The organism is Mesorhizobium sp. LjNodule214 (genome assembly GCF_964252735.1).
Classification (GTDB): domain Bacteria; phylum Pseudomonadota; class Alphaproteobacteria; order Rhizobiales; family Rhizobiaceae; genus Mesorhizobium.
Genome location: NZ_CAXUPE020000002.1, coordinates 396,068 through 411,682, shown reverse-complemented (window position 1 = coordinate 411,682; position 15,615 = coordinate 396,068). Strand labels below are relative to the sequence as shown.

At 62.9% G+C, this 15,615-nt stretch carries 11 protein-coding genes; 10 read left to right on the top strand and 1 reads right to left on the bottom strand.

Going from position 1 to position 15,615, the window contains the following annotated elements:
• Positions 1-8: 8 nt before the first annotated feature.
• Entirely contained in the window at positions 9-1,268 is a 1,260-nt protein-coding gene (locus tag ACSQ3Z_RS15920; RefSeq protein ID WP_436172284.1) for a sarcosine oxidase subunit beta, read from the bottom strand.
• Between the two features lie 230 nt (positions 1,269-1,498).
• On the opposite strand from ACSQ3Z_RS15920, the gene ACSQ3Z_RS15915 reads away from it, so the two are divergent.
• The 10 genes from ACSQ3Z_RS15915 to ACSQ3Z_RS15870 all read left to right on the top strand — a co-directional run bounded on the left by ACSQ3Z_RS15915 (position 1,499) and on the right by ACSQ3Z_RS15870 (position 15,593).
• Complete coding sequence (locus ACSQ3Z_RS15915) at positions 1,499-3,982, top strand: mechanosensitive ion channel domain-containing protein (RefSeq protein WP_436172283.1); 2,484 nt, start codon at positions 1,499-1,501, stop codon at positions 3,980-3,982.
• A 172-nt stretch (positions 3,983-4,154) separates the two neighbouring features.
• Entirely contained in the window at positions 4,155-4,418 is a 264-nt protein-coding gene (locus ACSQ3Z_RS15910) for a hypothetical protein (protein ID WP_436172282.1), read from the top strand.
• Positions 4,419-4,667: 249 nt separating this feature from the next.
• Positions 4,668-6,101, top strand: a complete 1,434-nt coding sequence (locus tag ACSQ3Z_RS15905) for a UbiA family prenyltransferase (protein WP_436172281.1) — start codon at positions 4,668-4,670, stop codon at positions 6,099-6,101.
• A 2-nt stretch (positions 6,102-6,103) separates the two neighbouring features.
• Positions 6,104-7,456 (top strand): FAD-binding oxidoreductase, encoded by a 1,353-nt coding sequence (locus ACSQ3Z_RS15900; protein WP_436172280.1) that lies wholly within the window; start codon positions 6,104-6,106, stop codon positions 7,454-7,456.
• Between the two features lie 122 nt (positions 7,457-7,578).
• Positions 7,579-8,013, top strand: a complete 435-nt coding sequence (locus tag ACSQ3Z_RS15895; protein WP_436172279.1) for an EamA family transporter — start codon at positions 7,579-7,581, stop codon at positions 8,011-8,013.
• Complete coding sequence (locus ACSQ3Z_RS15890) at positions 8,010-9,017, top strand: NAD-dependent epimerase/dehydratase family protein (protein ID WP_436172278.1); 1,008 nt, start codon at positions 8,010-8,012, stop codon at positions 9,015-9,017. Before ACSQ3Z_RS15895 ends, ACSQ3Z_RS15890 begins: the two co-directional genes overlap by 4 nt.
• A 29-nt stretch (positions 9,018-9,046) precedes the next feature.
• The gene (locus ACSQ3Z_RS15885) at positions 9,047-10,519 is read left to right on the top strand and encodes an aspartate aminotransferase family protein (protein ID WP_436172277.1); all 1,473 of its coding nucleotides are present in this window, start codon (positions 9,047-9,049) and stop codon (positions 10,517-10,519) included.
• Positions 10,520-10,527: 8 nt separating this feature from the next.
• Positions 10,528-11,754, top strand: coding sequence for a hypothetical protein (locus tag ACSQ3Z_RS15880; RefSeq protein WP_436172276.1), 1,227 nt, complete (start codon positions 10,528-10,530; stop codon positions 11,752-11,754).
• 312 nt (positions 11,755-12,066) lie between these two features.
• A complete protein-coding gene (locus ACSQ3Z_RS15875; RefSeq protein ID WP_436172275.1) occupies positions 12,067-14,628 on the top strand; it encodes a GcvT family protein in 2,562 nt (853 codons plus the stop codon).
• Between the two features lie 113 nt (positions 14,629-14,741).
• Positions 14,742-15,593 carry a site-2 protease family protein gene (locus ACSQ3Z_RS15870; RefSeq protein ID WP_436172274.1) on the top strand — a complete coding sequence of 284 codons (852 nt, stop codon included), beginning with the start codon at positions 14,742-14,744 and terminating at the stop codon, positions 15,591-15,593.
• Positions 15,594-15,615: the final 22 nt, after the last annotated feature.

The following is a 15,615-nucleotide window of genomic DNA, read 5'->3' as shown; positions in this document are numbered from 1 at the left end:
TTTGGACCCTAATGCAGCCGAGGGGTGGCGCCCTGGCCTTTGTCGTCGATGACAAGGCCGCGATGGAAACGGTCGAGCGTGAAGGGCGCGTTGAAGTCGTGTGGCTCGTCCTTGGCGATGGTCCAGGCAAAGCACCAGCCGGAGGCCGGCGTCGCCTTGAAGCCGCCGTAGCACCAGCCGCAGTTGAGATACATGCCGGGCAACGGGCCGGTGGTGATGATCGGCGAACCGTCCATCGTCATGTCGCAGACGCCGGCCCAAGAGCGCAGCATGCGCACACGGGCAAGACCCGGGAACAGCGCCAGCATCTCGCTCATCACTTCGTCAACGATCGGCAGATTGCCGCGCTGGGCATAGCTGTTGTAGCCGTCGAGATCGCCGCCATAGACGAGGCCGCCCTTGTCGGACTGCGACATGTAGAAATGGCCCATGCCGAAGGTCAGCACCGTGTCGATGAAGGGTTTCAGCGATTCCGTCACGAAGGCCTGCAGCACATGGCTCTCGATCGGCATTTGGTCGATGCCGGCAAGCTGCATGACCCGCCCGGTGCTGCCGGCAACGGCCAGCGCCACCTTCTTGGCGCGGATCTCGCCGCGCGTCGTCGAGACGCCGGTGATGCGGTCGCCGTCGCGCAGGAAACCGGTGACCTCGCAGTTCTCGATAATGTCGACGCCGCGCCGGTCGGCGCCGCGCGCATAGCCCCAGGCGACGGCGTCGTGGCGGGCGGTGCCGGCGCGCGGCTGCATCAGCCCGCCGAAGATCGGGAAGCGCGCCGAGGCGGAAACGTCCAGCGCCGGCACCAGTCGCTTGATCTCGGCTACCGTCATCAGTTCGGCATCGACGCCGAGATGGCGCATGGCGTTGCCGCGGCGGGCATAGTCATCGAACTGGGCGGGGGTGTGCGCGAGGTTCAGGCAGCCGCGCTGCGAGAACATGACGTTGTAGTTGAGATCGTGCGAGAGGTTCTCCCACATCTTCATCGAGTGCTCGTAGAACCGCGTGTTGGACGGCAGGAGATAGTTGGAGCGGACCGCCGTGGTGTTGCGGCCGACATTGCCGGAGCCGAGCCAGCCCTTTTCCAGCACCGCGACATTGGTGATGCCGTGCTCCTTGGCGAGGTAGTAGGCCGTCGACAGCCCATGCCCGCCACCGCCGATGACAATGACGTCGTAGGACGCCTTCGGGTCCGGCTTGCGCCAGGCGGGCTTCCAGTCCTTGTTTCCGGTGAAAGCGTTCTTGAGGAGCGAAAAGGCGGAGTATTCGGCCATTCTTTTGGAGCCTGTCATGAGGTTCGGATGGGCCGCGCTGCAGCCATCCGTTTGTGCGATGCGGCAGACTATAGAGCAGGCCGCTGCCGCAAAGCCAAGATTGCGCCATCGCTTTTCGACTGGCCGACTCCGAAAGCGCGCCGCCCGGGATGGCTTGCCCCATCATATCAGCGTCTTTATCAAGGATGGGTTTTCAGAACCGGCCTTTGCCGCGAGTCGCCAGACAACAGATGTTTTTTCGATTGCTCCGCCTGATCCTGATCCTTGCGCTTGTCGTCGCGGCGCCGCCGTCGTTCGACGCGATGGCGCAGGCGATCGGCCAGGGCGCGGCCGGTTTGATCACCGACCAGCAGAAGGCCATCCAGGACCTGACCGCCAAGACCGACGGTCTCGAGAAGAAAATACAGCAGGACGGCGAGGACGATGCCACGCTGGTGGAAATCCGGCTGCAGCTGGAGGAAATGTCTCGGGCGGCGCTGACCAGCGCGCTGGCTTTCCGTTCGCGCCTCACCGACATCAACAACCGGATCGAGACGCTGGGGCCGCCGCCGGCCGCGGGGCAGCCGCAAGAGCCCGACATCGTCACCGGCGAACGCCAGGCGCTGGCGTCGGAAAAGGCCGAGATCAATGCCGTCATCGCTTCCGCGCAGAACCTGTCGATCCGCATCAGTGGCCTGATCGACAAGATCGGCAACATGCGCAGCGAACTGTTCCGCAACCTTTTGACCAAACGCTATCAACTCTCCGACGCGCTGAGCCCGCAGGTCGTTTCCGACGCCCAGGACGAATACGCCAACTTTTACAGGGCCGTGTCGTCCTGGCTGGGCTTTGCCTTCAAGTTCAAGTTCAAGGCGATGCTTGCGGCGACCTTCATGGCGCTCGCGCTCGCAGTGGTGCTGCTGGTCGGCGGCCGCCGCCTGTTCGGGCACATCTTCGAAGCCGATGCGTCGGTCGAGGATCCTTCCTATCTCAGCCGGTTGTCGGTGGCGTTCTGGTCGACATTGTTGCCGACGTTGGCGGTCGGCGCCTTCCTCGCTTCGACGGTTTTCCTGTTCAACTATTACAATGTCCTGCGCGGCGATATCGGCGTCTTCCTAAACGCGCTGGCTGCCGTCATCGCGGTGGTGTTCTGCGTCAACCGGCTGACCAATGCGGCGCTGGAACCGCGGCTGCCGAACTGGCGCCTGATACCGGTCGAGACGGGTCCGGCGCGTTGGCTGGTGCGGCTGACGACAGCCATGGCGATTGTCATCGGCGTCAACAATTTCCTGTCGGTGGTCAACGACAAGATGGGCTCGCCGCTGTCGGTCACCATCGTCAGAAGTTTTGTCGCCACGATCATCTTCGGCGTCATCCTGATCCTGATGGCATTGCTGAAACCGTTCAAGGGGCGCGACGAAAGCTGGCGTCCCTGGCCGGTATGGCTGCGCTACACTGCCATTGCGCTCGGTCTTTTCACCATCGCGGCGGCGCTGTTCGGCTATATCGGCCTGGCCCTTTTCGTCGCGCTGCAGGTCGTCGTCACTGGCACCATATTGATCACCGCCTATATCGGCTTTCTTTCGGCGCGAGAGATCGGCGAGGAAGGCGGTTTCGCCGGCACCTCGATCGGGCGCTGGCTTTCAACCAATTCCAGCTATGAGGAAACCGCACTCGACCAGCTTGGCCTGGTCGTCAGCATAGCCATCAACCTGATGATCGTGCTGGTGTTCCTGCCGCTGATCCTTTTGATGTGGGGTTTCCAGCCCGGCGACATCCAGGCCTGGGCCTACAAGCTGGCGACCGGCGTCTCCATCGGTTCGGTGACCATCTCGTTCCTTGGTATCCTCAGCGGCATCGTCGTTTTCGTCATCGGCTATTTCCTGACGCGCTGGTTCCAGGGCTGGCTCGACGGCTCGGTGATGGCGCGCGGCCGGGTCGACACCGGCGTGCGCAACTCGATCCGGCTGGCGGTCGGTTATGCCGGCGTCGCACTAGCAGCTCTCGTCGGCGTCTCGGCGGCGGGCATCGACCTGTCCAACCTGGCGCTTGTTGCCGGCGCGCTTTCACTGGGTATCGGCTTCGGCTTGCAGAATGTCGTCTCCAATTTCGTTTCGGGCCTGATCCTGCTCGCCGAGCGGCCGTTCAAAGTCGGCGACTGGATCGTTGCCGGCGAAATCAGCGGCACCGTCAAGAAGATCAGCGTGCGCGCCACCGAGATCGAGACGTTCCAGCGGCAGTCGGTGATCCTGCCCAATTCGAACCTGATCAACAACGCGGTCGGCAACTGGACGCACCGCAACAAGCTCGGCCGCGTCGATATCAAGGTCGGCGTCGCCTATGGCAGCGACGTCAAGCGGGTGCACGCCCTCCTGCTCGACATTGCGCGCAGCCATCCGCTGGTGCTGAAGAATCCGGAGCCGTTCGTGCTGTTCACCAATTTCGGCGCGGCGGCGCTCGAATTCGAGATCCGGGTCTTTCTTGCCGATGTGCTCAACGGCGCCATCGTGCAGAACGACATCCGCTTCACGGTTCTCGATGCTTTCGACAGCGAGCATATCGAGATCCCCTCGACGCCGCGCGCCGAGGTCAAGAGGCACCAGGCGTGGCCGATCGACGACGACAAGACCGAGGCCGAGTTCGCCGAGCGCGAGGAGGCGGAAGCCGCAGCCGCGGCCGAGAGGGAACGCCTGGCGAAGTCGAGGCGCAAGAGCCGCAAGCCCGACCCGGATTAGGCCCATTGATCCCGGCCCGCGAGCCCGCCTTCTCGTGCCGCGAAACCAATTGCGGCATGAATGCGGCATTCAGTTGCGGTTCAGCTTGCAAGTCATATAAGCTCGCATGCAAAGGGCGAGAATGCCTTGCAAAATGCAACCAGAGGCGGTGTGGAAACACCGATATTGCAAAATGTGGAAGTCTGTCGTCGCCGCCATCGCTTTTCTTGCCGTGGACGGTTCGGCTTTCGCCGCCAGCGCGGTCAACAAGGACGCCGAGACCCGGACGCTGATCGTGACCGAGGGCGGCGGCAAGACGGAGCTGGCGCTGGCCGCCGGCGAAACCGTGGAATTCTGCCCGAACGGCTGTTTCGTCACCTTGCCGAATGGTGACCTCGAAGCCCTGACCGGCTCCGAAACGGTCGAGATCTCGGGCGGCGTCGCCCGCATCAAGTAAACTTGCGGTAGCAACTCTTGCGAAGGCCGGGTAGTGCCCGGCCTTTTATTGTTTCCGGTAGTACTTGTTTAACAATGACGCGGGAAATACCACCGCGCCGCTCGGCCACAACCGGGCGTTTTAACGATCGTTACGTCATCTCCCGCTATATCCGATGCGAAGACGCCGAAACATGGCGCGGGTGTATCTGCACATGACCTCATCCGGACCGGCATTCGGTGTCATGCGCTTCAGGCAGGGCAGGAAAAAATGGACGCGAGGTCGGACAGGAACGCGATCCCTCTTGCGGTCGATCTCGACGGCACGCTGATTGCAACGGACCTTTTGTGGGAAGGCCTGTTCACCCTTCTCAAGAAGAATCCGCTCTATATTTTCCTGGTGCCGTTCTGGCTGGCCGGCGGCCCGGCCCGGCTGAAACAGGCCATCGCCGACCGCATCGACATCGATCCGGCCTCGCTGCCCTACCGCGAGGTCCTACTCGAGCGGCTGCGCAAGGAGCATGGCGAAGGCCGCAAGATCGTGCTGGCGACAGGCACGCCGCGCAAATTCGCCGAGGCGATCGCCGCGCATCTCGGCATTTTCGATCGCGTGCTGGCGACCGACGGTCCGCACAATATGACGTCAGGCAGGAAGCGTGCCTCGCTTGTTGCCGCCTATGGCGATGGCGGTTTCGACTATGCCGGCAACAGCCGGCACGATGTCAGGGTGTTCGACGCCGCGCGCAGTGCGATCGTCGTGGCGCCCGACCGTCGCGCCGCGCGCTGGCAGGCCGCCCATGGCGCCGAGATGGTACCGACGCCGAAACCGACCCTCAAGACCTTCGTCAAGATGCTGCGCGTGCATCAGTGGCTGAAGAACGTGCTGATCGCGGTGCCGATGGTGCTGTCGCACGAATATTTCAACATCGACATGATCTGGGAATGCGCGGTGGCGTTCGTCTCGTTCTGCGCGGTGGCGTCCGCCATCTACATCCTCAACGATTTCTTCGACCTCGCGCTCGACCGCAGGCATCCGACCAAGCGCAACCGGCCTTTCGCCAGCGGCGCGCTGTCGATCCCGTTCGGCATGGGAGCGATCCTGGCGCTGCTCTCGATCGGCATCGCCGCGGGCCTTTTCCTGTCGCTCGAATTCCTTGGCGTGCTCGGCGGTTACATAGTCGTCACGACGGCCTACTCGCTGTCGTTCAAACGCATGCTTCTGGTCGACGTGCTGACGCTGGCCGGCCTCTATTCGATCCGTGTGCTGGCGGGTGCGGCGGCGACCGGCGTCGACGTCTCGTTCTGGCTGCTCGCCTTTTCGATCTTCTTCTTCCTGTCGCTGGCGCTGGTGAAGCGCTATGTCGAATTGCGCACCACCGCCATTCCGGTCGGCGAGCGCATCGCCGGCCGTGGCTACCGCACCGAAGATCAGGAGATCGTCGCCCAGGCCGGCATGGCCTCGGCCTTTTCCTCCGCCCTGGTGCTGGCGCTCTATATGGACAGCGTCTCGGTGCGCGAACTCTATCCGCATCCCTGGCTGGTCTGGCCGCTGGCGCCGATCGTGCTCTATCTCACCATGCGCGTCTGGATCCTCGCCCGCCGCAACGAAATGCATGACGATCCTGTCGTCTTCATCATCCGCGACTGGCGCAGCCAGATCGTGGTGCTGATTGGTGCGGCGCTGCTGGTCGCCGGAGGCTGGTAGGGATGGCGGCGGAGCGCTTCGGAAGTTTCGGCCGCGCCACGCCGCCGGCGCCGCGCGCAATTGCGGCTGATGAGGCCATCGCGCTGCTCAAGGGCCGCGCGGCGAAGAACGGCTCGCTGCTCGGCTATGGCAATGGCCGTTCCTATGGCGATTCCTGCCAGAACGAGACGGGCTCGGTTGTCGACATGCGGCCGCTGAACCGCATCCGCCCCTTCAATGCCGAGACCGGTGTTCTCGAAGCAGGCGCTGGCGTGCTCCTGTCCGATATCATCGCCCATGCCGCGCCCTACGGCTTCTTTCCGGCAGTGGTTCCCGGCACGCAGTTCGTCACGCTCGGCGGCGCCATTGCCAATGACGTTCATGGCAAGAACCATCATCGGCGCGGCACGTTCGGCTGCCATGTCGCTTCCTTCACGCTGCTGCGCTCCGACGGGCGCAGCTACCGCTGCTCGGACGCAAGCAATGCAAGGCTGTTCCAGGCGACGATCGGCGGCATGGGGCTGACCGGCCTGATCCTGTCGGCCTCGATCCGGCTGATGCGGGTGCCTTCGATCGACATCGTCGAGAAGGCGACGCCGTTTCGCGATCTCGGCGAATTCTTCGACCTGGCGGAAGCCGCCGACCAGGCCAATGAATATGCCGTCGCCTGGATCGACCAGCTTGCCGGCGGCCATGGCCGAGGGCGCGGCCTCTTGCTCACCGGCAACCATGCCGAGCATGGCTCCCACAAGGCTTCTCGCGCCGGCGGACGCCTTTCGGCGCCGTTGCAGCCGCCGTTCAATGTCCTCAACCGGCCATTCCTGACCGCCTTCAACACCGCCTATCGCTGGAAAAAGGGCCGCTCGCCGGCGCCGCGCCAGGTCGGCTACCAGGGCTTTTTCTTTCCGCTCGACGGCGTCGGAGACTGGAACCGGCTCTATGGTCCGAAAGGGCTGTTCCAGCATCAGAGCGTGGTGCCGGAAGACGTTGCCCGCCAAGCCGTGCCGGCGCTGCTGGAGGCAGCGAGACTGGCCGGGCAGGGATCGTTCCTCACCGTGCTAAAGCGCTTCGGCGCTGTCCGATCGCCTGCGCTGCTTTCGTTCCCTCGACCGGGTTATACGCTGACGCTGGATTTCCCCAACCGGGGTGAAAAGACGCTGAATCTGCTCAGGGAACTCGACCGTATCACCATCGAGGCGGGCGGCGCGGTCAATCCTTACAAGGATGCCCGGATGGGCGCCGAGACCTTCGCGGCGTCGTTCCCGGAATGGCAGCGGCTGGAAGCGCTCCGCGACCCTGCCTTCATGTCCGATTTCTGGGCGCGGACGGCGAAGAAACTGGATGTGCGGCGAGGAACGGTCGAGGCGGCGGAATAGATAGAACGTCAATAAATCTTGGTAAATGAAACGTAAATACCAAGATTTACTCAAAACTTTCTCGCGACTTCACGAAATCTTTGCAGGTTTGTAATAGGACCGCTGCAGGGCGGGTGGCAACCATGAAATACATCGTCTTCATTCTCTTTACGGTCATGACCAATGCCGCGGCGCAGCTGATGCTGAAGCAAGGCATGATGTCGCTCGGGCCGATTTCGTTCGAAGGCACCAATCCGCTTTTGAAGCTGCTGCAGATCGTCTTCAGCCCCTGGGTGTTCTTTGGGCTGTGCACCTTCGTCATCTCGATGGCCTCGCACCTCTATGTGCTGTCCAAGGTCGAGCTCAGCTTCGCCTATCCGTTCCTCAGCCTTGCCTATGTCGCGGTCGCGATCTTCGCCTATTTCGTCTTCCGCGAAGACCTCAATGGCTGGCGCATTGCCGGCATCGCCTGCATCTGCGTCGGCACGGTGCTGATCGCGCAGAGTGGGCGCGGGCATGAGGAGGAAACGGCTTCCCTTTCGTCCGAAAAGATCCAAGCAAACGAGATCGTTCGATGAGACATGTGATTTTCGGCGGCGACGGTTTCGTCGGCCGTCATCTTGCTCCCAAGCTCGTGGCCGACGGCGAGGAGGTGGTCGTCGCCGACATCGTCAAGAGCGACCTGCCGCACTACCGCTTGGTCCGTTTCGTCAAATGCGACGTCACCGATCCGGCCTCGGTTGCCGCGGTCGGCCTCAAGGGCGACGACATGGTCTACAACCTTTCGGCGAAAATGCTGTCGCCGATCCAGGTGCGCGCCAAGCGCCACGATTTCTTCTTTCCGGTGAATTTCCACGGCACCGAGCACATCATGCAGGCCATGGACAAGGCCGGCGCCGCAAAGCTGGTCCACTACACGACCGACATGATTTACGGCCATACGGTGACGATGCCGATGACCGAGGAGCACCCGGTCGCGCCGCTCGGTGAATATGGCTGGTCGAAGCAGAAGACCGAGGAACTGGCGGCCGAATGGCGCAAGCGCGGCATGTCGATCTCGCTGTTCAGGCCGCGCCTGATCATCGGCCCCGGCCGACTTGGCATCCTCGAAAAACTGTTCAAGCTGATCGACTGGAATTTTCCGGTGCCGATGATCGGCTCGGGCAGGAACCCCTATCAGTTCATCTCGGTGTTCGATTGCGCCGAAGCCGCGCGCGCCGCCTGGAAGGCCGGCGTGCCGAACGAGGCCTATAATCTGGGTTCGCTCAACCCGCCGCCGGTGAAGAAATTGCTCGGCGACCTGATCAAGCATGCCGGGTCGAAATCGCTGCTGATCCCGACACCGGGCTGGGCCGTCAAGCGCACGCTAGACCTGCTCGACCTCATGAACCTGCCGATCATGGATCCTGAACAGTACCTCATCGCCGACGAGGAGTGCGTGCTCGACGTGTCAAAGGCCGGGCGCCAGCTCGGCTGGGTGCCGCAATATCGCGACGAGGACATGCTGATCGCCGCCTACAGCGAATACCGCGCCAAGAAGGACGGCCACGCCGTCGCCGCCAGCCATGTGCCCGCCGAATAACGGGCTCCGCCGAACAGAGGATTTTTGAGATGACCGTCATGGCCAAACCCGAGCACACGAACGCGCGCACAATGGTCGCCGCGCCATCGCTGTCGCCCGCCACCATCGCCAAGCCCGACCTGATCAGCGTCGAGCAGGCGAAGACGATGGACGTGGCGCGGATGACAGACCTGTTCAAGGCGCATCTCAATCCGGGCCAGCTGCATTTCATGAAGCTGCTCGGCTTCCACAAGATCAAGATCGAGCGTGCCGAAGGCATGTTCTACATCGACCAGAACGGCCGAAAGATCCTCGATTTCTTCGGCGGCTTCGGCTCCCTGGCCTTTGGCCACAACCACCCGCGCATCCTCGAAGCGCGCCGCAAATTCCAGGAGGAAAAGCGCCAGGAAATCGCCATCGCCTTCATGTCGCAATATGCGGCGGCACTGGCGCACAACATCGCCAAATGCTCGCCCGGCGACCTCGACATGGTGTTCCTCGGATCGTCCGGCTCGGAAGCGATGGAAGCGGCGGTAAAGCTCGCCGAGCGCGCCGCCGGGCCGAAGCGGCCGAAGGTCGTCTATGCCGAGAATTCCTTCCACGGCAAGACCAAGGGCGTGCTGGGCATCACCGACGGCCAGCTCTACCGCGCCGAGTTCAAGATGGCGGACAACACGGTCCGCATCCCCTTTGCCGACATCGAGGCGGTCGAGCGTGCCTTCCGCAGCGATCCCGAGATCGGCGTCGTCGTGCTCGAGACCATCCAGGGCGGCGGCGGCATCATCCAGGCGCCGGCCGAATACTGGCAGAAGCTGCGAGCGCTGTGCGACCAGTATGGCGTGCTGTGGGTCGCCGACGAGGTCCAGTGCGGCTATGGCCGTTCGGGGCGCTTCTATGCCTTCGAGCACTACGGCGTCATTCCCGACGTGACGGCGCTGGCCAAGTCGCTCGGCGGCGGCAAGGCGGCGGTCGGCGCCATGATCGCCCGGCGCGAGATCTACATGAAGGCCTATGGCACGCCCAAGACGGCGATGATCCATGCCATGGCCACCTTCGGTGGCATGGGCGAGGCCTGCGTCACCTCGATCGAGGCGCTCAACGTGCTCTATGACGAGGGGCTGATCGATAATGCCGCCGCCACCGGCGATTATCTGCTGCAGCGGCTGCAGGCGCTGAAGGAGAAATATCCGAAGATGATCAAGGACGTGCGCGGCAAGGGCCTGATGGTCGGGCTCGAGTTCCACGACTTCTCGCAGACCTTGCCGATGGTGCTGCGGCCTGTGGTCAGCGTGCTCGACGACAAGCTGAAGGGTTCGCTGTCCGGCTTCGTCGGTGCGCTGCTGCTGCGTGACTATGACGTGCTCGTCGCCTTCACCGAATACAACCGCAACGTCATCCGTCTCGAGCCACCGCTGATCTGCCAGCGCGAGCATGTCGATCGTTTCGTCGATGCCTTCGACAGCCTGCTGTCGCGCGGCATCGTGTCGATCGTCAAGGATTTCGTCAAAAGCCAGGTTCGCTGAGTTCGACAATGCTGACCAAGTCGCCCGTTCCGAACAACCCGCTCGACCGGCTCACCGAAGCCGGTCTGGCGTGGGGCGAGGGGACCTATGCACGGTTCGCAGCACGCATCGGGGCCGTTGCCTTTTCGCTTTACATCCTGCTGACGGCGATGATGGCGTGGATCATGCCCGACGCCAACTGGGACATGCTGCCCTATCTGGCGATCGCCGAGGAAGGCAACTATCCCGACCCGCAGGCCTTGCACGACTATGCCTACAGCACGGTCAAAGCCGGCGTCTCGGCGGCCGACTACAAGATGCTGATCGATGATGGCGGCGGCTACCGCAGCCACATGGCGGAGAACGCCGCCGATTTCCATTCGCTGCTCGGCATGTACCGGATCAAGTTCCTCTATGCCGAAATCCTGTCGACCATGAGCTCGGTCATGTCGCCGGTAGAGGCGATGCGGGTGCTACAGGTATTCTCGGTGCTGTTGTTTGGCACTGTTGCGCTGCTCTGGTTGCGCTCTGAACGCGCGCTGGCACTGGCGCCGGTCGTCGGCGCGGTGCTGATCATGGCCGAATTCGGCGATGCGGCGCGGGCATCGACGCCGGACCTGCTGTGCTCGGCGCTGTTCCTCGGCGGGCTGCTTGCCTATGTGCGGGGACGCGAGGCGGCAACCGCAATCCTGCTTTTCCTCGCCTTCATGGCGCGGCCGGACAATATTGTTTTCCTTGCCATTTTCGCCGTGCTGCTGGTGGTCTTCCAGCAGAGGGCGTGGGGCGCGCTGGCCGGCTTTGCCGTCTCCTTCGTCGCCTATTTCGCCATCTCGCACTGGGCTCATCATCCCGGCTGGTGGCCGCATCTGTGGTTCTCCAGCATAGAGCAGCACTACAATATGGACGGTTTCGAGCCGCCATTTTCGCTCGCCGCCTATCTCAAGGCGTTCGCCGCCTCACTGCTTCGCGCCGTCGACATGAACAGCTGGGTTGGCGTCTCGGTGCTGGCCCTGGCCGGATGGTATGGGCTGGGCCGTGCCGGTTTCCGGCTCGACCGTCGCGCCGGCATCCTGTTCGCGGCACTGGTGCTCGGCGTGCTGGCGAAGTTCGCGGTCTTCCCGATCCACGACACGCGTATCTATTTCCCCAATCTGCTGCCGCCTTACCTGCTGCTGGCCGGCCCGCTGATGGCGTTGTGGGCATCGGCGAGTCCTCGCAGTGCCGCACTCCACGCAATTCCCGGAGACAAGCCATAGGTTCGATGTCCAGCCTGGACAGTACGCTTTGTCGCTCGGCTTGTCCGCTGGGCTTCTCGATCGCGGACCGTCGCTGCGCGGCACGAAGTTCCTGGCCACGGCGGCGCTGAAGGCGCGCTTCTGAGGCGGCAGACCGTTCCAGACGGTCAATGTCGGCGCCTGCAAAGCCTCTGACAGCGAGCTTGTGGGCAGGGTCGCGCCGTACCTGCGGCGTGTCGCAAACAGGCGGTAGCTCAACCGCCGTCCTCTGCATATTGTGCGCCAATCGAACGGGCGCCGGCGCGCCCGCATGTCATCTTGGAGTCGCGGGCAATGGCAGGGTTTCCGGAAAAGGCGAAGGTCGTCATCGTCGGGCTGGGCGGGATCGTGGGCGCATCGGTGGCCCATCACCTGATCGAGCGCGGCTGGACCGATATTGTCGGCATCGACAAATCCGGCATCCCGACCGACATCGGCTCGACGGCGCACGCCTCCGACTTCTGCTACACGACCAGCCATGACTTCCTGTCCTGCTGGACGACGCTCTACTCGATCGATTTCTACGAGAAGATGGGCCACTACGCCCGCATCGGCGGTCTCGAGGTCGCGCGCGTCGGTGACGACGGCCGCATGGCCGAGATCAAGCGCAAGATCGCTTCGGCCAAGGCCTTCGGTACCCGCGCCCGGCTGATCGAGCCGGCCGAGATCAAGCAGAAGTTCCCGCTGATCGAAGAAGAGATGGTGCAGGGCGGCCTGTGGGACCCCGATGCCGGCCTGGTCATCCCGCGCTCGCAGACGGTGGCCGGCAAGCTAGTCGACCAGGCGGAAGCGTCCGGCAAGCTCAAGGCGTTCGCCAACACCTCGGCCAGGTCGCTCATCGTCGAGAATGGCCGCATCAAGGGCGTGGTGACCGACCGCGGCACGATCATGGCCGACTATGTCGTCGTCTGCACCGGCATATGGGGCCGGCTGACCGCCGAAATGGTGGGCGAGGACTTGCCGGTGATGCCGATCGACCATCCGCTGACCTTCTTCGGCCCGTACACGGAATTTGCCGGCACCGGCAAGGAGATCGGCTGGCCGCTGCTGCGCGACCAAGGCAATTCGGCCTATATGCGCGACACCGGCGACCCCAAGACCGCCGAAGGCGGACAGATCGAGTGGGGCTACTACGAAGAGACCAATCCGCGCCTTTGCCATCCGCGCGACCTGCTGGAGAAGGACCAGGCGCGGCTGTCGCCCTCGCAGCGTGACCTCGACATGGAGCAGATCCTGGCGCCGCTCGAACGCGCCATGGAGCTGACGCCGATCCTTGGCGAACTCGGCTACAATGAAAGCCATTCCTTCAACGGCCTGTTGCAGGTGACGACCGATGGCGGCCCGTCGATGGGCGAGAGTCAGAAGGTGAGGGGCCTCTGGTATGCCGTCGCCATCTGGGTCAAGGACGGCCCGGGCATGGGCAAGCTGATCGCCGACTGGATGACCGACGGCCGCACCGCGATCGACCACCACGCCATCGACTATTCGCGCTTCTATCCGCACCAGACGACAGAGCAGTTCATCTGGGACCGCTGCACCGAGACGGCGATGAAGGTCTACAATCCGGCGGTGCATCCGCGCGAACCCTTCTCCAAGGCCCGCAACATCCGCCGCTCGCCGTTCTGGGAGCGCGAGAAGGAACTCGGCGGCTACTTCATGGAGCTCGGCGGCTGGGAGCGCGCGCACGGCTATGCCGCCAACGAGCATCTTCTGGAGAAGTATGGCAACCGCGTTCCGGTGCGCCAGGACGAGTGGGACAACCGCCATTTCTGGCGCGTCTCCAATGCCGAGCATCTCGCCATGAGCGAGGATTGCGGCATCGTCAACCTGTCGCATTTCTCCATGTACGACGTCGAAGGTCCGGACCATGTCGCGCTGCTTGAGTGGCTGTGCGCGGCCAAGGTCGGCGGCGACAACAACATCGGCAAAGGTATCTATACCCACTTCCTCGACGAGGAGGGCATGGTGCGGGCCGACTTCACGGTGATCCGCATGGCCGACCGCTGCCGAGTGATCGACGGCGCCGACGCCGGGCCGCGCGACTTCCAGTACATGCGCCGCACCGCGCAGGATAAGGGCTTTGATGTCACCATCACCGACGTGACGGAAAAATTCGTCACCATCGGCATCTGGGGCCCGAACGCGCGGGCGACCCTGCAGAAGGTGGTCGAGAATCCGGACGGGCTCTCGATCGAAAATTTCCCATTCGCCGCGATCAAGCCGGTTAAAATCGGGGGCAAGGACGTCACCGCCTTCCGCATCTCCTATGTCGGCGAGCAGGGCTGGGAGTTGCATATGCGCTACGAGGACGGGCTCGCCGTCTGGGACGCGCTGCGCTCGACCGGCGTCATGCCCTTCGGCGTCGAGACCTACGCCAACACCCGCCGCATGGAAAAGAGCCTGCGGCTGCAGAACGCCGATCTTCTGACCGAGTACAATCTGCTGGAAGCCGATCTCGCGCGCCCGAAGGTCAAGGAGAATGATTTCAGCGGCAAAGCCAAGCATGTGGAGTATCGTGCCCGCGCGCATCAGCCGGCCATGCTGTGCACGCTGGTGATGACGGATAATACCGATTCCAGGGGCGTTGCCCGCTATCCCGTGGGGACCCTGCCGGTGATGGATCCGGACACAGGCGAGACGCTCGTCGACGAGCTGGGCCGCCGGTCCTTCACCACATCGATCGCCTATGGCCCGACGATCGGCAAGAACATCGCGCTCGCCTATTTGCCATGGACGTTTTGCCAGGAAGGTCGCAAGCTCAAAGTCGAGTATTTCGGCGAGACCTATCCGGTCGAGGTCGCTTCCGTCGGCTACAAGCCGCTCTACGACCCGGAGAACCTCAAGCCGCGCAACTAGTTTCTTAGAGTTCCGGCAAAGTTTCCAAATACAAAAGGTCCGGCAGAAGCCGGGCCTTTTTGCTTTGTTCAGGAGCGATTCTCGCCTACCGTTGCCTTGGGGGAGGACGGCAATTGCGTCTCTTGAGCTGGGACAAGAAGAATGATGCGCTGGTGTTTTGGCTGCGCGGCGACATACCTGTTCGCATCTCCTGGACCTTTGCGATTCCTGTTGTTTTGCCTTTCGTCTATGAGTGGCGGACAAGCCCGCTGGAAGCGGTCACTCATACGCTCATTTTCGGAGCGCTGTTGTTTCTGTCGGTGTTCCTGCATGAGCTTGCGCATATGTGGGCCGCGCGTCGGCTAGGCATAGGGACCGAGCGGATAGAGTTGTATCTGTTCGGCGGGCTGACACATTTCAAATCCACCCGGTCCGTGAAACCGCAGCCCTATATGTGGGCGCGGATCGCATTCGCAGGTCCTCTGACAAACTTCATATTGGCAGTGACGTTTGCTGCATGCTGCTATCTGGCCTTTGGGTCTTTCCGCCCGCTTGCTTCGGATCAGCCCGTTGGTTGGCTGGCTTTAAACCCGATCAGTCCTCTGGCATGGACATTTTGGCTCGGCGCGCTGTTGAACCTCGTCCTTGCCGTGCTCAACATTCTGCCGGCTTTTCCGTTGGATGGCGGCACGATCGCCAGGGACTTGCTTTTGCCTCGCTTCGGCGTGCGTCGGGCGGCGCAGATCGTCGGCATCTCCGGCATGGTACTGTCGGTTCTTCGCTTCGCCATAATCCTGCCAGCGGCAGCCGCCGGTGTTCTGTTGTGGTTTCCCCCGTCATTCAAACCGAACTGGACAGCTGTTCGCGGCCAAGTCGGGAAGAGGCGCATCGTGCGTTCGTCTGCCAAGGCTGGCGAAGCCAAACCGGACGAGGCCGAGCCTGTCGATTGGAGGGGTAAGGGCGGCTGGCCAGTCAACAAACGATGATCAGCGGAAGTGCGTGGTCGCA

What these genes read in the sequence shown, in the direction of transcription:
- ACSQ3Z_RS15910 (WP_436172282.1), top strand. Translation starts at nt 4,155, where the DNA reads ATGTGGAAGTCTGTCGTCGCCGCCATCGCTTTTCTTGCCGTGGACGGT.
- ACSQ3Z_RS15885 (WP_436172277.1), top strand. Translation starts at nt 9,047, where the DNA reads ATGACCGTCATGGCCAAACCCGAGCACACGAACGCGCGCACAATGGTC.
- ACSQ3Z_RS15895 (WP_436172279.1), top strand. Translation starts at nt 7,579, where the DNA reads ATGAAATACATCGTCTTCATTCTCTTTACGGTCATGACCAATGCCGCG.
- ACSQ3Z_RS15900 (WP_436172280.1), top strand. Translation starts at nt 6,104, where the DNA reads ATGGCGGCGGAGCGCTTCGGAAGTTTCGGCCGCGCCACGCCGCCGGCG.
- ACSQ3Z_RS15920 (WP_436172284.1), bottom strand. Translation starts at nt 1,268, where the DNA reads ATGGCCGAATACTCCGCCTTTTCGCTCCTCAAGAACGCTTTCACCGGA.
- ACSQ3Z_RS15880 (WP_436172276.1), top strand. Translation starts at nt 10,528, where the DNA reads ATGCTGACCAAGTCGCCCGTTCCGAACAACCCGCTCGACCGGCTCACC.
- ACSQ3Z_RS15875 (WP_436172275.1), top strand. Translation starts at nt 12,067, where the DNA reads ATGGCAGGGTTTCCGGAAAAGGCGAAGGTCGTCATCGTCGGGCTGGGC.
- ACSQ3Z_RS15905 (WP_436172281.1), top strand. Translation starts at nt 4,668, where the DNA reads ATGGACGCGAGGTCGGACAGGAACGCGATCCCTCTTGCGGTCGATCTC.
- ACSQ3Z_RS15915 (WP_436172283.1), top strand. Translation starts at nt 1,499, where the DNA reads ATGTTTTTTCGATTGCTCCGCCTGATCCTGATCCTTGCGCTTGTCGTC.
- ACSQ3Z_RS15890 (WP_436172278.1), top strand. Translation starts at nt 8,010, where the DNA reads ATGAGACATGTGATTTTCGGCGGCGACGGTTTCGTCGGCCGTCATCTT.